Below are 19,090 nucleotides of genomic sequence, written 5' to 3'. Positions count from 1 at the left end.
GCGGTAACGGTATGAGAAAAGAAAAATCACGCTCTCCGCCGAAGCGGTCAAACGGCAGACTTCCGCTTATTCTGGCTTGTCTGCCAACAACCTGCAAGAACACGGATAGTCAAGGGTGCGTAAGCATTGATTTTACCCTTTACTATCTGTGAGATTGCTGGTACTTCTCCAACCGCCAGAATAAGAAATCACAATCAAAAAACTTATCAAAAATAGAAAGAAACGAGGTAAAACACTATGGAAATGAAATATGTCGTGCCAGATATGGCACAGTCTTTTGGAACTCTTGAATTTGCAGGCGAAAGCGAGCCAGTCTTTGAAAGAGATAAAAATAACCGCAGGGTCTTAGCAAGACGAAGCTATAACCTTTATTCTGACGTACAGAAAGGCGAAAATGTTGTGGTGGAAATTCCCGTGCAGGCTGGCGAAAAGAAGTTTAAGTATGAACAGAAAGTAAAACTTGTCAATCCGAAGTTATACGGCAGAGGTTACGCAATCGGGGATATGGGACATACCGATTATGTGTTAGTCGCTGATGATATTGTAGCAGTTGAAGAAAAGTAAAGGAGTGAAGAATTTATGAGATTATCAAACGGTTTTGTTATTGACAAAGAGAAAACATTTGGAGAATTAAAGTTTACAGCGGTGCGTGATGTGTTCTTACAGAATGAGGACGGGACACCGAGTACCCAGCTTAAAAAGCGTATCTATGATTTGAAGTGCAGTCTGCATGGTGGCATTATCCCCGTATCTGTACCGCCAGAAGTACCGTTAAGGGAATTTCCGTACAATGCAGTTGTGGAACTTGTCAATCCAGTAGCCGATACGGTATCGAGAAAGACCTATACGGGTGCAGATGTGGACTGGTATGTAAAAGCAGAGGATATTGTATTGAAGAATAAAGGCAACCAGAACGCAGGCAATCCACAGAATAATAGCACGCAGGGACAGCCGAAAAATAAATAATGAAATTTTCTTATCATTGTCGTAACTATTCTTGAATGTTATAATATGGAATATAACAACTTTTGAGAAAGGATTGATAATATGACAAACGAAGAATTTGAAAAATTTTCTGCTTCTCAATCTGCATTAAGAGATTATATGGATTTTAGAGATACTAATGCTTTTATGCATGAAGCCAGAGTTCTATTTTCCACTTATGCAAATCCAGTATGTAGTAAAATATTTAAGGTTATTCCTAAGATTGAAACTAACTACTCTTTTGTAGAAATTATCGGAGATGAAGAATTTGCAAGAGATTTAAAACCTAGATATACAAACTTGGATAGTGAATTTATATTTATCAATGGTACATTGCGAATTATATCTAAAGATATATGGGGAAAATCTATTGAGATTGATATAAGTGCAATTTAGTATTAAGCAGTTAGTCTTAGGATTGACTGCTTTTTTCATACCTAGAAAGGAGTGAATGATTTATGTGTAAGATTTTTAACAAAGGACACCGTATCAGAGCCAGCGACAAGCACCTTGTCTACCATTTTTCCATAGGGACGCTTCTGTTTCTGTTTATAGCAGTTCTCCTGCTACTGAATATAAAACAGCTCATGCGTACCGATTGGGAGCATTTCAGCTTGTTAGAGAATGGCTTGACGCTCTCCCCTTACAACTTCATAACCATACTGATAGCGATTGGTGTTTGTGCATTGGTCGTTTTTCTGTATTACCGCTTCTGTTACGACAGTTTCAAGAAGCTCCTGCACCGTCAAAAGCTGGCAAGAATGGTACTGGAAAACAAGTGGTATGAAGCCGATACCGTACAAGACAGCGGTTTTTTTACTGACCTGCAAAGCAGATCAAGGGAAAAAATCGTCTGGTTTCCGAAGATTTATTATCAAATGGAAAAGGGACTGCTTCATATCCGTTGTGAAATCACATTAGGAAAATATCAAGACCAGCTTTTACGGTTAGAGGATAAATTGGAAAGTGGCTTGTATTGTGAACTGACCGACAAGACCCTGCATGACGGCTATATCGAATATACCCTGCTTTATGATATGATAGCGAACCGCATTACCATTGATGAAGTACGGGCAGAAAACGGCTGTCTTAAACTGATGAAAAATCTTGTCTGGGAATATGACGCACTCCCTCACGCTCTGATTGCTGGTGGGACTGGTGGCGGTAAAACCTATTTTCTGCTAACACTCATTGAAGCCCTACTGCATACCAACGCTGTCCTTTACATCTTAGACCCGAAGAACGCTGACCTTGCAGACTTAGGGACAGTTATGGGAAATGTGTATCACACCAAAGAAGAAATGATTGATTGTGTCAATGCCTTTTATGAGGGAATGGTACAGCGAAGTGAGGAAATGAAGCGACACCCGAACTATAAGACGGGCGAAAACTACGCCTATCTGGGACTGCCACCCTGCTTTCTTATCTTTGATGAATATGTGGCGTTTTTTGAAATGCTGGGGACAAAAGAAAGTGTGGGCTTACTTAGCCAGTTAAAGAAAATCGTTATGTTGGGACGGCAAGCAGGATATTTCCTTATCGTTGCCTGCCAGCGTCCAGACGCAAAGTATTTTTCAGACGGTATCAGAGATAATTTCAATTTCCGTGTGGGACTTGGGCGTATCAGCGAATTAGGTTACGGTATGCTGTTTGGTTCAGATGTGAAAAAGCAGTTTTTCCAGAAGCGTATCAAGGGGCGTGGCTATTGTGATGTGGGGACAAGCGTGATAAGCGAATTTTACACGCCTTTAGTACCGAAAGGACATGATTTTTTGCAGACTATCGGCTCTCTTGCACAAGCAAGGCAGGACGGGACGGCGACGTGCGAAGCGAAAGGCGACGGCACGGACTAGCCGTTGCTGGTGTGGCGTAAGCCACGCCAGCAGGTAAAACCCCTCGGTATCTAACAGAGGGGTACGTTTGCAAATAGACAATAGACAAAAAACATAGGAAACATAAGGGTTCTGGCATGGTTTCCCAGCAAAAATCGGCTGTGAAGTCGCCTTAAAAAACTTCACACTTGACAGATTGGGGGGATGGTTCTGAATGAAGAACAATGGATAAAAGAATTACGGGAGAAACGGATTGCTTACGGTATCTCACAAAGCAGGCTGGCGGTGGCTTCTGGTATCACAAGAGAATATCTCAACAAGATAGAAAGCGGAAAAATGAAGCCGTCAAAGGAACTTCTGGAAACGCTGTATAAAGAACTGGCAAGGTTCAATCCAGAAGCACCGCTTACCATGCTGTTTGATTATGTGAAAATTCGTTTTCCCACGCTGGATATACAGCACATCATCAAAGATATATTAAAACTGAATATCAATTATATGCTCCATGAAGATTACGGACATTACAGTTATACGGAGCATTATTCTTTAGGGGACATCTTTATCTATACGTCGGCTGACGAAGAAAAAGGTGTCCTTTTAGAGTTAAAGGGGCGTGGTTGCAGGCAGTTTGAAAGTTACCTTCTGGCACAGCAAAGAAGCTGGTATGATTTTCTCATGGACGCACTCATAGACGGTGGCGTGATGAAGCGTATCGACCTTGCTATCAACGACCATACGGGCATTTTGGATATTCCAGAGCTTGCGGAAAAATGCAGGAAACGGGAATATATCGGAAAGTCCAGAAGTTATAAGTTTTACCAGTCGGGCGAGCTTATCAAGCACAGAGAGGACGACAGAGAATATATGGGACGTACCCTTTATCTTGGTTCGCTGAAATCAGATGTGTATTTTTGTATCTATGAAAAGGACTATGAGCAGTACGTTAAGTTAGGGACACCGCTGGAAGAAGCCGACATTATCAACCGTTTCGAGATACGGCTTCGCAATGAGCGTGCTTATTATGCAGTACGGGATTTGCTGACCTATTATGACGCAGAGCAGACCGCCTTTTCTATCATCAACCAGTATGTACGGTTTGTTGATGAAGAACCAGACAAGCGAAAAAATGACTGGAAACTCAATGACCGCTGGGCTTGGTTTATCGGCGATAACAGACAGAGCTTGAAACTGACGACAAAGCCAGAGCCTTACACCTTAGACCGCACATTGCGGTGGGTACAACGGCAGGTAGCACCGACCTTGAAAATGCTGAAAAAGATTGATAAGGGAAACGGTACAGACTACATGGAAACAATCGAACAGCAGGCAAAACTCACAGAAAAGCATGAAATGATAATCAAACAGCAGACGACCCCTGCAAAAGATTTAGTAGAAAGTTAGGAGTGATAAAAAATGTGGGTATTATTAAAAGACTTTCTGCTGGTATCTATGGGAATGGGTATCGGCGTAGTCTTGATGTGTATTTTGAATGTCGGCAAAGAAGCTGACTGTGAAATGAAACAATTAGAAGAAAGCGAGGACAATTAAATGAATTTCGGACAAAATTTGTATCAATGGTTTTTATCAAACGCACAGAGCTTAGTGCTTATGGCAATCGTGGTTATCGGTATCTACTTGGGGTTCAAGCGTGAGTTTTCCAAACTTATCGGCTTCTTGGTAGTTGCCTTAATTGCTGTCGGTTTGGTATTCAATGCTGGTGGTGTGAAAGATGTACTGTTAGAGCTGTTCAATAAGATTATCGGTGCATAAATGGTATGTCAAGCAGTTAGTCTTTATGATTGACTGCTTTTTTCTTGCCAAAATTTCAGATTGGAGTGATGAAATGAACGATATTTTTAAGGATATGCAGGTACAAGTCGGCTGTGAATACATTTCTGACCTGCCCTCTTACAAGCGTAAGGTATGGCATGAAATGAAACGACTGAACCCTGCCGATTATGATAAAAGACAGTTAGAAGATTTTTCGAAGTATGTGTTTGGTATGTCGTACCAGACCTTAAGAGATGTGATGAAACAACAGAAAGGACGTGAGGAACAATGCAGGAAACAAGGGTGCTGGTGGAAACGAAAAGAACAACTGGCGAAGAAACAACATCATGCTGGTTCGACCTGCCGATAGATGTTGCCGAGTTTGAAGAAAAGTTAGGTATCGGTGCAGAAAGTCAAGATTACCGCATTATCGAAAAGGTGTTGCCTTATGCTGATGAAGTTCACGAACATACAAGCGTGTACCAGCTCAACGAATTAGATTTTATGTACCGCCAGCTTTCAAGTGATATGCAGGAAGAATATACAGCACTTCTTACCGTGTATGAAAATTTAGAAGTACTTTATATTTGCAGGAACGTGATTACGGTTTATCCCGACTGCAAAAGCATGATAGATGTTGCAAGGCAAAAGCTGATGAACGACCCGACGTTCAAGCATTTATCCGAGGACTGTCAAGAATACTACTTTGATTTTGAAGCCTACGCTTCTCACTTGCAGGAACACGGGAAATTTTTAGTAACAGAACACGGTATCTTTGAACTGCCAGAGTAGGAAATGAGGTGGTGCTTATGATTGATGATATGGCGGTTTACATTGCTAATCTTGGCAAATACAATGAGGGCTATTTAGTCGGTGCTTGGTTCACGTTTCCCATTGACGAGGAAGATGTAAAAGAAAAAATCGGCTTGAATGAACAGTATGAGGAATACGCTATCCATGATACCGACAACTTCCCCATTGCGATTGGCGAGTATGTTTCCATTGAAGAACTCAATGAGATGTATGAAATGATAGAGGAACTTCCCGACTATATCGTAGAATGTCTGGACGAATTTATCAGCCACTACGGGACGCTGGAAGAAGTCGTGGAACATAAGGACGATATTTATTATTATCCCGACTGTGAAACCATGACAGACGTTGCCTACTACTACATAGACGAATTGCAGGCACTTGGCGATATTCCACCCAGCTTACAGAACTACATTGACTATGAAGCCTACGGGCGAGATTTGGATATGGGCGGTTGCTTCATTGAAACAAGCCGAGGTATGTGCGAGATACCATACTAACGCTGGAAGATCAGCGACAAGCATTGTTGCTACTGACAGCGTATTTCTCTTTTAAGGGACAGTCTGAAAATGGCTGTCCTTTTCTCTTTGAAGAACTTACGAAAGGAGCTGAAAGAACTTGAAAAAGATTAAATCTTATACGGGTATCTGGAACGTGGAAAAAGTCTTGTATGCAATCAATGACTTTAACTTACCCTTTCCCGTTACCTTTACACAGATTACATGGTTTGTGATTACGGAATTTATCATCATTCTGTTTGGGGATATTCCCCCACTTTCCATGATTGAGGGAGCATTTCTCAAATATTTCGGTATTCCCGTTGCTCTCACTTGGTTTATGTCGCAGAAAACCTTTGACGGAAAGAAGCCGTACAGCTTTTTGAAATCACAGATAACCTATGCCCTGCGACCTAAAATCACTTATGCAGGAAAAGCCGTAAAACTGCATAAGCAGACCTTGAATGAAACAATCACGGCAGTAAGGAGTGTGAACTATGTTCCCGATAAAATATATTGACAATAACCTTGTTTGGAACAAGGACAATGAGGTGTTCGCTTACTATGAGCTGATACCGTACAACTATTCTTTCCTATCCGCAGAGCAGAAATTTATCGTGCATGACAGTTTTCGACAGCTAATCGCACAGTCCCGTGAGGGTAAAATTCATACGTTGCAGATTGCCACAGAAAGCTCAATCCGAAGTCAGCAGGAACAGTCAAAGAAACTGGTAACTGGAAAATTAAAGGAAGTTGCCTATCAGAAGATAGACGAACAGACCGAAGCGTTAGTATCTATGATTGGGGACAATCAAGTGGACTACCGCTTTTTTCTTGGCTTTAAGCTCATGGTTACGGAAGAACAGCTCAATCTGAAGAACATCAAAAAATCGGCGTGGCTGACGTTCACGGAATTTCTCCATGAAGTGAACCATACGCTGATGAATGATTTTGTTTCCATGCCGAATGATGAAATCAACCGTTACATGAAAATGGAAAAGTTACTGGAAAATAAAATCTCCCGTCGCTTTAAGGTGCGTCGCTTGGAAATCAATGATTTTGGGTATCTCATGGAACATCTTTACGGCAGGGACGGTATCGCCTATGAAGATTATGAGTACCAGCTACCAAAGAAGAACTTGCAGAAAGAAACGCTGATAAAATACTACGACCTTATCCGTCCGACAAGGTGTGTGATTGAAGAAAGCCAGCGGTATTTACGATTGGAACATGAGGACAAGGAAAGCTATGTGTCCTACTTTACCGTCAATGCGATTGTCGGGGAGCTTGATTTTCCGTCAAGTGAAATCTTCTATTTCCAGCAACAGCAATTCACATTCCCCGTTGATACTTCTATGAATGTAGAAATCGTAGAAAATCGAAAAGCATTAACAACCGTCCGCAACAAGAAAAAGGAATTGAAAGACCTTGACAATCACGCCTATCAAGCAGGAAGTGAAACCAGCTCAAATGTGGTGGACGCATTAGACAGCGTGGACGAGCTGGAAACAGACTTAGACCAGAGCAAAGAAAGTATGTATAAGTTAAGCTACGTGATACGGGTGTCTGCACCCGATCTTGACGAGCTGAAACGCCGTTGTGATGAAGTCAAGGACTTTTACGACGACCTCAATGTAAAGCTGGTGCGTCCTGCTGGGGATATGCTGGGGCTTCATTCTGAATTTCTTCCTGCCAGCAAGCGATATATCAACGACTATGTGCAGTATGTAAAATCAGATTTTCTAGCTGGGCTGGGCTTCGGTGCGACACAGCAGTTAGGAGAAAACACGGGTATCTATATGGGCTATTCCGTTGATACGGGAAGAAATGTGTACCTGCAACCGTCCCTTGCCAGTCAAGGTATAAAAGGTACAGTTACCAACGCTTTAGCTGCTGCTTTTGTCGGTTCGCTTGGCGGTGGGAAGTCGTTCTGCAACAATCTTCTGGTGTATTATGCTGTGCTATTTGGCGGTCAAGCAGTCATTTTAGACCCAAAAGCCGAGAGAGGAAACTGGAAAGAAACGCTCCCAGAGATAGCCCATGAAATCAATATCGTAAATCTTACCAGCGATAAAGACAATGCAGGACTTCTTGACCCATTCGTGATAATGAAAAATGTCAAAGACGCTGAAAGTCTGGCAATCGACATTTTGACATTCCTTACGGGTATTTCCTCTAGGGACGGCGAAAAATTCCCCGTGTTACGAAAAGCGGTGCGTTCCGTTACCCAGAGCGACAGTCGGGGCTTGCTCCATGTGATAGACGAGCTTCGCCGTGAAGATACGCCCATATCAAGAAATATCGCAGACCATATCGACAGTTTCACGGACTACGATTTTGCACACCTGCTGTTTTCAGACGGTACGGTGGAAAATGCAATCAGTTTAGATAATCAGCTCAATATCATTCAAGTAGCAGACCTTGTGTTGCCAGATAAGGACACGACTTTTGAGGAATACACGACCATTGAATTATTGTCGGTGTCTATGCTGATTGTGATTAGTACCTTTGCCCTTGATTTTATCCATTCGGACAGAAGTATTTTTAAGATTGTCGATTTGGACGAAGCATGGGCGTTCTTAAATGTAGCACAAGGAGAAACGCTCTCTAACAAGCTGGTTCGTGCTGGACGAGCTATGCAGGCAGGCGTTTATTTTGTTACCCAGTCTGCCTATGATGTGTCAAAGGAAAGTCTGAAAAACAATATCGGCTTGAAGTTTGCCTTTCGTAGTACCGACTTGGGCGAGATAAAGCAGACCTTAGAGTTTTTCGGTATCGACAAGGACGACGAGAACAACCAGAAACGGCTTCGTGATTTGGAGAACGGACAGTGCTTATTGCAGGACTTATACGGACGTGTCGGTGTGGTGCAGATACACCCCGTCTTTGAAGAACTGCTACACGCCTTTGATACCAGACCACCAGTACCGAGAAATGGGGTGGAGTGATGAAAGAAAGGATAAAAGGTGCGTTCACAAAAAGGAAGATACTTCACTTTCTCAAAATGGCTCTGTTCGTGGTGGCACTCTCCCTTATCCTGCTTTCACTTCTGGGGACGGTGGCTCATGCGACGGGGCTTGTGGACGATACCATAAACGCAGAAAATCTTTATTCAAAATATCCCCTTTCCAACTACCAGCTTGATTTTTATGTGGATAATAGCTGGTCGTGGCTACCGTGGAACTGGCTGGACGGTATCGGAAAATCGGTGCAGTACGGGCTTTACTGCATTACCAACTTTGTTTGGACGATAAGCCTTTATTTAAGCAATGCCACGGGCTATGTGGTGCAGGAAGCCTATAAATTAGACTTCATCAACGATATGGCAGACAGTATCGGAAAGAGCATACAGACCCTTGCAGGCGTAACACAGAACGGCTTTTCTTCTACGGGCTTCTATGTTGGTTTCCTGCTTCTCATTATCTTAGTGGTAGGACTTTATGTTGCCTATACGGGACTGATAAAACGGGAAACCAGCAAGGCACTTCACGCTGTTATCAACTTTGTGGTGGTGTTCGTGCTGTCCGCTTCGTTTATTGCCTATGCTCCCGACTACATCAAGAAGATAAATGGGTTTTCATCGGACATCAGTACCGCTTCACTTGACTTGGGAACAAAAATCATGCTCCCAAACTCTGACAGCGAGGGCAAGGACAGCGTGGACTTGATAAGGGACAGCCTATTTTCTATTCAAGTGGAACAGCCGTGGTTACTCTTACAATTCGGGAACAGCAACGCAGAAGAAATCGGGGCAGACCGTGTGGTCGCTCTTGTATCGGCAAGCCCAGAGGACGAGGACGGAAAGACCAGAGAGGAAGTCGTGAAAACAGAAATCGAGGATAACGACAACAACAATCTGACGATACCGCAGGTGGTAAACCGTTTAGGCATGGTGTTCTTCCTACTGTTCTTCAACTTAGGGATAACGATATTTGTATTTTTGCTTACGGGCATGATGTTGTTTAGCCAGATACTTTTTATTATCTTTTCAATGTTTTTACCTATCAGCTTTTTACTTTCCATGATACCGAGCTATGAAAGCATGGCAAAGCAGGCAATCGTGAGGGTATTTAATACCATAATGACACGGGCAGGAATAACGCTCATTGTAACGGTGGCGTTCAGCATTTCCAGTATGTTTTATAACATATCCACGGACTATCCGTTTTTCATGGTAGCTTTCTTACAGATAGTATGTTTCGCTGGTATCTATATGAAGCTGGGCGACTTAATGAGCATGTTCTCTTTAAATGCCAGCGACAGTCAAAGCATGGGACGAAGAATTTTCCGCAGACCGTATCTGTTTATGGCACACAGGGCTAGACGAATGGAGCGACGCATGGCAAGGGCTGTGAGTGCCGGCGGTGTTTCGGGCGGTGTGGCTGGTGCAGTTGTCGGAAATGCTGTTGTGAATAAAAGAGCAGAAAGAAAAAATACGGCTTCTAAAGACAATCGGGGCAACCCTACTTCCAGCATGGGACAACGTGCAGGTTCAAAGGCTGGTGCTGTCTTAGATACGAAAAACAAGCTCAAAGACAAGGCTGGTGCGTTGAAAGAAAATCTCAAGGATGTGCCGACACAGACCGCTTATGCGGTGTATTCCGCAAAGGAAAAAGCAAAGTCCAGCGTGTCTGACTTCAAGCATGGCATGGTGCAGGAACAGCAGTCCAGACAGTCGGGACGTATGGAAAAACGGGAACAGCATAGACAGAATATCGCCGATAAGCGTATGGAGCTTCAAAAGGCACAAGAAGCAAGGCAGGCACAGCGAAAGGCTGACGGATCAGCGACAACGGGAGCTACCCGTCCCCATGAGCGACCAGCCACAGCGACCACTTCAAAAGCAAGTGAGCCTGTCAAGACAAATGTTGTAAAAGAGCGTCCGTTATCTTCGGGTGCTTCTGATAGAAAAGTGCCCCAGCCTACACAGACAGCACATAGGCAGAATGTAGAAAAAGTGGTATCGCAGGAAACACGCCAGAATGACACCAAAGACCGCAGGACAAAGGTTCAGCAGACGCAAAGCGTCCAGAAGAACCAGCAGACCACAGAGAAAACCCATAACCTTGTAGTGAAGAAAGGACAGAAGAAAAAATGAAACTGAAACATATTGCTATTATCGGCAGTCTGTTTCCTATCCTCTTTTCTCTGGTGCTTTTCTTTGGGGTGTTGATTAGTGCGGACAGCGACGACGAGAACAGCAACTTTTCTTCTGGCATTACGGGTATGAACTTATCCGCAGAAGTCTTGAAACATCAGCCTATGGTGGAAAAGTACGCCAGAGAATACGGAATTTCAGAGTATATCAATGTGCTATTGGCTATCATTCAAGTAGAAAGTGGCGGTACGGCAGAAGATGTTATGCAAAGTTCGGAAAGTCTTGGTTTACCGCCCAACTCTTTAGATACGGAAAGCTCAATCAAGCAGGGGTGTAAGTATTTTGCGTCCCTGCTTTCTTCCTGCAAAAATCAAGGTATCGACGATTTGAATGTAGCGATACAGTCTTATAACTATGGCGGTGGCTATGTGGGATATGTGGCAGGAAAAGGAAAGAAACACACTTTTAATCTTGCAGAGAGCTTCGCCCGTGAAAAATCGGGTGGAAAGAAAGTAACATACACCAATCCGATAGCTGTTGCGAAGAATGGGGGCTGGCGGTATAGCTATGGAAATATGTTCTATGTGGAATTAGTCAATCAGTATTTAACTGTTCCGCAGGTGTCGGGAGAGCTGGCACAAAAGGTAATGAATGAAGCGTTGAAGTATCAAGGCTGGAAGTATGTCTATGGTGGTAGTAATCCCAACACTTCCTTTGACTGTTCGGGACTGACACAATGGTGCTATGGAAAAGCTGGTATCTCCTTACCGAGAACGGCACAAGCACAGTATGACGCTACCCAACATCTTCCACTTTCGCAGGCAAAGGCTGGGGACTTGGTGTTTTTCCATTCTACCTATAACGCTGGTTCGTATGTAACCCACGTCGGTATCTATGTAGGAAATAACCAGATGTACCATGCAGGCGACCCGATAGGATATGCAGACCTAAGCAGTAGTTACTGGCAACAGCACTTAATCGGTGCAGGACGAGTAAAACAATAGAAAGGACTTGAAAAATATGTTTAAGAAGAATAAGAAACAGACAGAAAATGTCAAAGACAAAAAGGTGCGTACTGTCAAGGTAGGCACACATAAGAAAACCGTGATTGCGTTGTGGGTGGTGCTTATCGCAAGCGTGAGTTTTGGGGTGTATAAGAATTTTACAGCTATCGACCAACACACGACCCATGAAAAAGAAATCATAGAGCTTCGCTTGCAGGACACCAACGGGATAGAAAATTTCGTGAAGAACTTTGCGAAGTCCTATTACACATGGAATAACAGCAAAGAAGTGATTGAAGCAAGGACGCAGGCAATCAGCGGTTATCTGACAAAAGAATTGCAGGATTTGAATGTTGATACCATTAGAACCGATATACCGACCAGCTCCACAGTTACAGATGTGATTGTATGGAGTATCGAACAGTCGGGAACGGACACTTTTTCTGCTACCTACGAAGTAGATCAGCAGATAAAAGAGGGAGAACAGACAAGCAATGTGAAAGCAACTTATACGGTAAAAGTCCATGTGGACGCTGACGGGGATATGGTAATCGTTCAGAACCCTACCCTTGCACCAGCAATCGAAAAATCAGACTATGAGCCTAAGACACCAGAAGCAGACGCAAGTGTAGATGCTGATACCGTCAATGACGCTACGGCATTTTTAGAAACATTCTTTAAGTTGTACCCGACTGCAACAGAAAAAGAACTTGCCTACTATGTAACTGGCAATGTGCTTGAACCTATCGGCAGGGACTACCTCTATTCCGAATTAGTCAATCCCGTGTTTACGGCTGACGGGGATAATGTGAAAGTCAAAGTTGCCGTGAAATTCATTGACAATCAGACAAAGGCAACGCAGGTATCGCAGTTTGAGCTTGTACTACATAAGGATAGCAACTGGAAGATTATAAGATAAGGAAAAACCATAGCGGTCATGCTTGAAGTATTTGATATGCCGTGATTTTATTTGTGTCATAAAGTAAGCGAAAATAAATATCATCTTATATAAAACATTTTTTAGATATTTGAAATGTTACATAGCGGATATCCAGAAATTTCCGATAGAGTATGCACATCTCTTTATGGAATAATATTTATTTCAGGAGGTGTGTAGTCAAATGAAGAAAAATTATGGATACGCAAGAGTATCAAGTATCAGCCAAAATATAGATAGGCAGATAGTAGCATTAAAAGATGTTGGGATTGATGATGAATATATATTCGTAGACAAACAGTCAGGAAAAGATTTTAATCGACCTAATTACAAGAAGCTGGTAAAGAACCTAAATGAGGGTGATTGTCTCTACATAAAGTCTATTGACCGATTGGGAAGAAATTATGACGAAATCATAGATCAGTGGCGATATCTCGTTAAGCATAAACATATAGACATTGTAGTTTTGGACTTACCTTTACTGGATACCCGGAACAAGGACAACGAAATCACCGGAAAGTTCATATCCGACATAGTTTTACAAATATTATCTTATGTAGCGCAAATGGAACGTGAAAATATCAAACAGCGTCAAGCCGAAGGGATTAGAATAGCCAAAGCACAGGGAAAACACTTGGGAAGACCAAAACTAAAACCGCCGAAACAATTTCCAAAAGTATTTAATTTATGGAATTCAGGAGAAATTACAAAAGCGGAAGCATCCAGACGCTTGAATACAAATCCTCATACGTTTGCACGATGGGCGAAAGAACACGAAACCACCCAATTTTTGTTAAAAAATAATGAAAAAAGGTAGACTTTTTTTCATAGTTGGAAAAATAGTATTTTTCTGTCATATCGTTGTAATTATACTGCGAAACCCATATATACCATCTCTGCTTTAGAGAATATCATATGACTGAAAAAATGTCTACCTTTTTTCAACTGGTAAATACTGCCACTTAATGGCTGTCTAAAAACAAGAAAGGGGTGCAGATATGTGAAAATTATAAAAAGTCTTCGTCGAAAGTCTCTTATGTTCCTTTTGCTGACTGCGGTCATCGTATCGTCGATTCCTTTGGAAAGTACATATGCCACGGCAACAGATGACCTGCCGAAAAGTGAAAATCCCTATCATGTAGAGATTTTACCATCTGAGGATAATTCCTACGAGGGAGAGACACAGGCAAATTTTACGGTAAAGGTAACGTACTCCGGCGTGGATGTTATCCCAAAGGAAACGATATATCTGGAAACTGTGGTATCAGATTCTGAGATTGCTTCCTTCAATACAGAAGCACTTTCGGAGAAACGACTGAATTCTTCGGAATTTACAGGAAATTCTGAATGGGAAGAATCATATAGTATCTCTCTTCCGGCACTCGAAACAGATACTGAGGCTGATTATATGGTTATGCTAAAAGATGGAGAGGACAACATTCTTGCATCTTCAAATCAAAGGTTTACCGTCAAGAAATCAGAAGCGGATATGTGGGATACCTATGCAAATGAAAGCGGAGAGGAAGAAGTATCATCGGAATCAGACAAAGTACCATCCGCAAATACTTTGAGAAGTTATACAGCAATCACAGGTATACTGCCAAACGGAATTTCAGGACTGGACAAATTATATTATGGAAGTGTTGCAAAAGATGATACTGCTCCATTTCATGATGCGAACGAGTTACAAAACATCTTGGAAAACAGCGATGAAACTTATGCAAGAGAAGTCTGGAAAAAATATCAGTATGACCTGTATGACCCCAATTTCAGTGGTAGAGGTGGATGTGGCGCTTTGCTTACACCTTCTGGTGAAAAGTATTCTGATAAGAAGCCATCATCGACAAATCCGGCGGATAGACCAGATTATGCAGATGAACTGCTGGAAAGTACCGGGCATGAGTATCCGAAAGATGGGGAGAGTCCATTTCACAGTAATTCCAGTTCGCAAATTGTACCAGCGGAAGGAACGCTTGTAAATGGTGCTTTGGTGAAAAATGATGAAAATGCGTTTAAAGACCTTGCCAAAACGGTGTCACCGGATACTGGGGATGCCAATACAAAACGAGAATATACTGTTGATTTAAAAGGAACTGCTGATTTAAAACAGACAAAACCTACAGTGCTGTTGTTCCAGATTCAGACAAGCTGGCAGATGTTCGATTTAATTCATGCTAATGACAGGGCGTCGCTTGTTAACGGTAATAAAATAACAGCTGAATTGTTGTCGCTTTATGAAATGAAACAGGGATTTCGTGATTTTATTGACTGGACGAAAGAGTATGCAGATGGAAGTCTGATGATTGGAATTACCAACTATCAGCACGGCGGTACATACTCAATGTTTGATGAACCGTACTTTACAAACAGCACAGATAATCTTTTGAACGGGATTTATGGATGGGACAGTTTTGGAGATTGTGAACATATCCATTACGGCAATCAAGCTCTAAAAAAAGCAATGGCGGAATTAAATGACGCTTCTAATTTTGGCGGATGGACAGATATTAAAAATAATCCTGTCTATCAGGATGCAGAAATGATTTCCGTCATCGTAGGTGGTGGGTGTGAAGCTAAGGATTTAAAAGCCGGAAGTACGAAATTACCACAAGTTCCAGATGGTGTCTTAAAGCATCAATACGGTATCCGTACCACCAGTGGAACTGACTATGGAAAAAATACGCTAGGAGACATGATATCATGGATGGATTACGAAGCTCAGGGGAACGGAAAGAATGATGCGCCAGCGTTTGAAACAGGGGAATACTATAAAGATATTGTTACAAGAGGACAGTTCTTTGAAACATTAAAATCAATTTATGCAGATGTACAGGCGAAAGCTACAAATATGCAGAAAGTAACGGATGTTACTGTGGAAGATACGATTACAGCAGAGTTCGACGTAAAGGCGTCAGGTATAAAGGCTTATGTTGGGAACAGAGAGGTAACAACCCCGGCAGACCTAACGGTTACTGTCCAAAATGACGGAACAACAAAGGTGTCTTATAACTTTAAGACTGTAGGACATGGCGAGGAAGTTCATCTTGAAATTCCGGTACAGGCAAAAAGTGATTTCATCGGAAGCAACAACGTCTATACTAACGCAGGAACACCTACGATTACGTATACCGGGCGTATTAGTAGTACAAGATATACGCAAGAATTTACGGATACACCGGCAGTTAATGTGCCTGTCAGATTCACTGTAAACGATGGGCAAAAAATTAGCCTTGAACCGGGCGGAAGCGTTGACCTTGCTACACTTGCAAAAGACAACAGCGACCAGTCCATTACAAAGGCGGTTGAGGATGCATTGGGCAAATACGAACAGATTGAAGGAACACTAACTTATCAGTGGGTAGATGGAAATGGGAATCCGGTTGGGAATCCGACAACAGCGACCATAGACAGTACAAACCGTACAGCTCCGGCACTGCCGTCCCATACCATCAGTACAACAGAAGATGACATTGATAAGTCGTTTGACTACAGTTTGAAAGTGACATTTACACCAGCTGATGTAAAAGAGACGACAACATCTAAGCTCCCTGTCAGTGAACAGTCTCATGCAGGAGAGGTTAAAATAGAGGTCGGGCAAATCAAAGTCGGTAGAATCCGTTTTAAAAAGATAATCAGCAACTATAACGACAGCCTTTCCAATGATGAGTTTATATTGAGTATTAATAGTATAAGTGGGATGCCAGTTTCTACAGGTTTTGTGTTGAAACACGATGAAATCAGCAGTTATATTGAGATTACAGAACCTACAGTGCTCGAGGTTCGAGAAGTTATCACAATGGAATATTCTTTTAAAGGGATTATAGTAGATGACTCAAAGTCTGTGGGAAGAACTCTAAATAGTGGATATGTAGAAGTAAGTCCCGGAGATGATATTACTGTTACTATATATAACAAGTATACGTGGAATCCTTTCTTCCATGCGTTTGATTCGATTACGAATGTATTCAGCAGAAAGTAAGGGGGATGAGACATGAAGAAGACTAAAAAAAAATTATGGATGATACTCGGATTGTCCGCATTGATCGTGGCTGGTACGACCTTAGCTATCTGGCATCAGAATATACAGAAAACTAATAATTTAAAGGCTGACAGCATGAAAGCAACGGTGACGGAAAAGTATACGCCGAGTACACCAGATAGTACGGTGACAAAAGAAGTGTCCTTTAAAAATGATGGAACTACAGATGCGTTTCTAAGAGTGGCATATGTGGAAAACTGGCAGAAAGAGGATGCAGAAGGAAACAGCGTGCTTCTAAGCAACAAGGCAAACGGTACAGAGGTTGCAGTCAAGAACTGGACAAAGTCTTTTTCTGATTACTGGCAGGATGGAAAGGACGGATGGTTTTATTATAAATATGTCCTTCAGTCTGGTGAAAGCACAGAAAAAATTTTAAACAGTGTGACGTTCCCGGATTATAGGCAGGAAGCATATAAAAGCTATGCAGACGCAGACTACTCTCTATATTTCAAAGTGGAGATGTTACAGGCAAGTACAGGTGATGCAACGTTAAATAAAGATAAGGTTAATGAGGAAGCATCAAAGACCGTGTTTGGAAAATCTGCAACTGTAGATTATGTATACAAGACTGTGACATGGAAGTAAGGAGGGCGAAGATGAAGAAGATATCTAAGAAATACCTCCTGCTTGTCGGCGGATGTGCCGTATTGGCGGTATCGTGTGTTCTGGCATACTTTTTCAGTAGTATGCAGGTAACAAATCCATTCTCTGTAGGCGAGGCAAATGTTTATCTGAATGAAACCTTTGACGTAGATGATAAATGGGTTCCGGGAGAAGAAAAAGAGAAAATTGTAAATTTCGGGAATGACGGTGATATGGATGTTGTTATCCGTGCAAAATTTACACCCATACTAAAACTTGAGAATGGTGAGACTGTCACTGATACAGCAGTTCTGAGTGGGTTTCAGCTTAATTATATTGATACATTTTTGGACAAATGGGAAAAAGGCGATGATGGCTGGTACTACTATAAAAAGGTGCTTGCACCAGAAGAAAAGACAGGAGAAACACTTACGTCAGTAACCATGAGCAATAGAATCAGTAATGACGTGCATGGAATTCAGACAGATTACTCTAATTCACAGATGGATGTAGATGTTGTATGTGAAGCGATTTTAGCTACGGTCAGTAAGGATAATGCAGACTTGCAGGGGTGGAGTTACTATCCGGTTGTCAGTGGAACAAATGTTTCGTGGACAAAAAAATAGAATAGTCTGTCAGAAATGACAGTTTATTCATAAAACAATTTCAAAAAATATTATTCAATTTTAGGAGGAAACAATTATGAAGAACAAAAAATTAAAAGCAGTCGTAGGGTTAATGGCAGTTGCAGTCATCGGAGGGTCATTAGCATATTTCAATCAGACAATGACCGTAGAAAACCCATTTGATACAAACAAATATGAATCAGAAATGGTGGAGCATTTTAAACCGACAGATGGTGACAACTGGCAGCCGGGAGCAACTGTAAACAAGGATATTCAGGTGAATAATACTGGTGATTATGATGTTATTGTCCGCGTAAAATTTGATGAAACATGGGTAAGAAAAGACAGTGATAGCGCATATGTAACAAATACCGGAATTAAAGATTCAGCAACTCAGACAAATGCATCAGATGGTTTGGTAGATGGAGATTACTCTGTTGTAAAGAAAAATTTATCAAACGCTGACAAATGGTTCTACAACGAAAATGATGGATACTACTACTATTTAGAGAACTTAAAAGCAGGTCAGAATACAGGTACATTCCTTGACAGCGTAAAGCTGATTGATGATGCAGATATGGGTAAATATGATGTCATTAAATATTATACAACTGCTGATAGTGAGCCAGAAAGCGATCAAATTGGTGATGATGCATCTACACAGTGGAAAAAATATGAAGGTGAAGTTCCAACAGATGCAAAACACACAAGAACAGTGACTAAACTTGTAGATGGTTGTGAAGGATATGCAGATTCTGATTATAAATTGACTATTACAGCACAGACTGTACAGGCTTCAAAAGAAGCTGTTAACGGTACATTCGGATTAACAAGTGTAACAGGTTCAAATTGGACTTTAGCTGAATAACAGATTACAGGATTACATATGGGGAGTGCTGTTATGGGTG

The 19,090-nt window shown here is 41.8% G+C and carries 20 protein-coding genes and 1 pseudogene; all 21 read left to right on the top strand.

From position 1 onward, the window contains the following. The first annotated feature begins 11 nt into the window (after window positions 1–11). The 21 genes and pseudogenes from V8Q34_RS19165 (at window position 12) to V8Q34_RS19065 (ending at window position 19,050) form a co-directional block, all read left to right on the top strand. Entirely contained in the window at window positions 12–152 is a 141-nt protein-coding gene (locus tag V8Q34_RS19165) for a hypothetical protein (protein WP_335836141.1), read from the top strand. A gap of 85 nt (window positions 153–237) precedes the next feature. Next, window positions 238–564 carry a YdcP family protein gene (locus V8Q34_RS19160; protein ID WP_005339720.1) on the top strand — a complete coding sequence of 109 codons (327 nt, stop codon included), beginning with the start codon at window positions 238–240 and terminating at the stop codon, window positions 562–564. 15 nt (window positions 565–579) lie between these two features. Beyond that, on the top strand, window positions 580–966 hold the full coding sequence (locus V8Q34_RS19155; protein WP_335836140.1) for a YdcP family protein: 387 nt from the start codon (window positions 580–582) through the stop codon (window positions 964–966). Window positions 967–1,047: 81 nt separating this feature from the next. Beyond that, a complete protein-coding gene (locus V8Q34_RS19150; RefSeq protein WP_021369856.1) occupies window positions 1,048–1,380 on the top strand; it encodes a hypothetical protein in 333 nt (110 codons plus the stop codon). 62 nt (window positions 1,381–1,442) lie between these two features. Then, window positions 1,443–2,837, top strand: coding sequence for an FtsK/SpoIIIE domain-containing protein (locus V8Q34_RS19145; protein WP_335836139.1), 1,395 nt, complete (start codon window positions 1,443–1,445; stop codon window positions 2,835–2,837). 183 nt (window positions 2,838–3,020) lie between these two features. Beyond that, on the top strand, window positions 3,021–4,217 hold the full coding sequence (mobT, locus tag V8Q34_RS19140; RefSeq protein WP_335836137.1) for a MobT family relaxase: 1,197 nt from the start codon (window positions 3,021–3,023) through the stop codon (window positions 4,215–4,217). A 33-nt stretch (window positions 4,218–4,250) separates the two neighbouring features. Next, window positions 4,251–4,364 (top strand): annotated as a pseudogene (locus V8Q34_RS19135) (DUF3789 domain-containing protein); the annotation flags it as partial. After that, window positions 4,365–4,586 carry a hypothetical protein gene (locus tag V8Q34_RS19130; RefSeq protein ID WP_002323342.1) on the top strand — a complete coding sequence of 74 codons (222 nt, stop codon included), beginning with the start codon at window positions 4,365–4,367 and terminating at the stop codon, window positions 4,584–4,586. It abuts the pseudogene before it with no gap. A 73-nt stretch (window positions 4,587–4,659) separates the two neighbouring features. Further along, entirely contained in the window at window positions 4,660–4,956 is a 297-nt protein-coding gene (locus tag V8Q34_RS19125) for a conjugal transfer protein (RefSeq protein WP_335836155.1), read from the top strand. Then, window positions 4,875–5,378, top strand: a complete 504-nt coding sequence (locus tag V8Q34_RS19120) for an antirestriction protein ArdA (RefSeq protein WP_335836135.1) — start codon at window positions 4,875–4,877, stop codon at window positions 5,376–5,378. The genes V8Q34_RS19125 and V8Q34_RS19120 overlap by 82 nt, the downstream gene beginning before the upstream one ends. A gap of 17 nt (window positions 5,379–5,395) precedes the next feature. Further along, window positions 5,396–5,899: an antirestriction protein ArdA gene (locus V8Q34_RS19115; protein ID WP_002323345.1), complete on the top strand. Its 504-nt coding sequence runs from the start codon at window positions 5,396–5,398 to the stop codon at window positions 5,897–5,899. A 118-nt stretch (window positions 5,900–6,017) separates the two neighbouring features. Then, on the top strand, window positions 6,018–6,416 hold the full coding sequence (locus V8Q34_RS19110) for a conjugal transfer protein (protein ID WP_004843362.1): 399 nt from the start codon (window positions 6,018–6,020) through the stop codon (window positions 6,414–6,416). Further along, window positions 6,394–8,844 carry an ATP-binding protein gene (locus V8Q34_RS19105; protein WP_335836134.1) on the top strand — a complete coding sequence of 817 codons (2,451 nt, stop codon included), beginning with the start codon at window positions 6,394–6,396 and terminating at the stop codon, window positions 8,842–8,844. Before V8Q34_RS19110 ends, V8Q34_RS19105 begins: the two co-directional genes overlap by 23 nt. Further along, window positions 8,844–10,994 carry a CD3337/EF1877 family mobilome membrane protein gene (locus V8Q34_RS19100; protein WP_335836133.1) on the top strand — a complete coding sequence of 717 codons (2,151 nt, stop codon included), beginning with the start codon at window positions 8,844–8,846 and terminating at the stop codon, window positions 10,992–10,994. Before V8Q34_RS19105 ends, V8Q34_RS19100 begins: the two co-directional genes overlap by 1 nt. Beyond that, a complete protein-coding gene (locus V8Q34_RS19095) occupies window positions 10,991–11,998 on the top strand; it encodes a C40 family peptidase (protein WP_335836131.1) in 1,008 nt (335 codons plus the stop codon). The genes V8Q34_RS19100 and V8Q34_RS19095 overlap by 4 nt, the downstream gene beginning before the upstream one ends. A 16-nt stretch (window positions 11,999–12,014) precedes the next feature. Continuing rightward, window positions 12,015–12,917 (top strand): conjugal transfer protein, encoded by a 903-nt coding sequence (locus V8Q34_RS19090; RefSeq protein ID WP_335836130.1) that lies wholly within the window; start codon window positions 12,015–12,017, stop codon window positions 12,915–12,917. 202 nt (window positions 12,918–13,119) lie between these two features. Next, window positions 13,120–13,752 (top strand): recombinase family protein, encoded by a 633-nt coding sequence (locus V8Q34_RS19085; RefSeq protein ID WP_335836129.1) that lies wholly within the window; start codon window positions 13,120–13,122, stop codon window positions 13,750–13,752. A gap of 183 nt (window positions 13,753–13,935) precedes the next feature. After that, the gene (locus V8Q34_RS19080; protein WP_335836128.1) at window positions 13,936–16,914 is read left to right on the top strand and encodes a hypothetical protein; all 2,979 of its coding nucleotides are present in this window, start codon (window positions 13,936–13,938) and stop codon (window positions 16,912–16,914) included. 12 nt (window positions 16,915–16,926) lie between these two features. Further along, window positions 16,927–17,559 carry a BsaA family SipW-dependent biofilm matrix protein gene (locus tag V8Q34_RS19075; RefSeq protein ID WP_335836127.1) on the top strand — a complete coding sequence of 211 codons (633 nt, stop codon included), beginning with the start codon at window positions 16,927–16,929 and terminating at the stop codon, window positions 17,557–17,559. A gap of 11 nt (window positions 17,560–17,570) precedes the next feature. Further along, a complete protein-coding gene (locus tag V8Q34_RS19070; RefSeq protein WP_335836126.1) occupies window positions 17,571–18,182 on the top strand; it encodes a BsaA family SipW-dependent biofilm matrix protein in 612 nt (203 codons plus the stop codon). A gap of 76 nt (window positions 18,183–18,258) precedes the next feature. Continuing rightward, window positions 18,259–19,050, top strand: coding sequence for a BsaA family SipW-dependent biofilm matrix protein (locus V8Q34_RS19065; protein ID WP_335836124.1), 792 nt, complete (start codon window positions 18,259–18,261; stop codon window positions 19,048–19,050). The last annotated feature ends 40 nt before the right edge of the window (window positions 19,051–19,090 follow it).

Source organism: Blautia sp. JLR.GB0024, from assembly GCF_037000545.1.
GTDB classification, from domain to species: Bacteria; Bacillota; Clostridia; order Lachnospirales; family Lachnospiraceae; genus Blautia; species Blautia celeris.
This window is presented reverse-complemented; position numbering and strand designations above follow the sequence as displayed.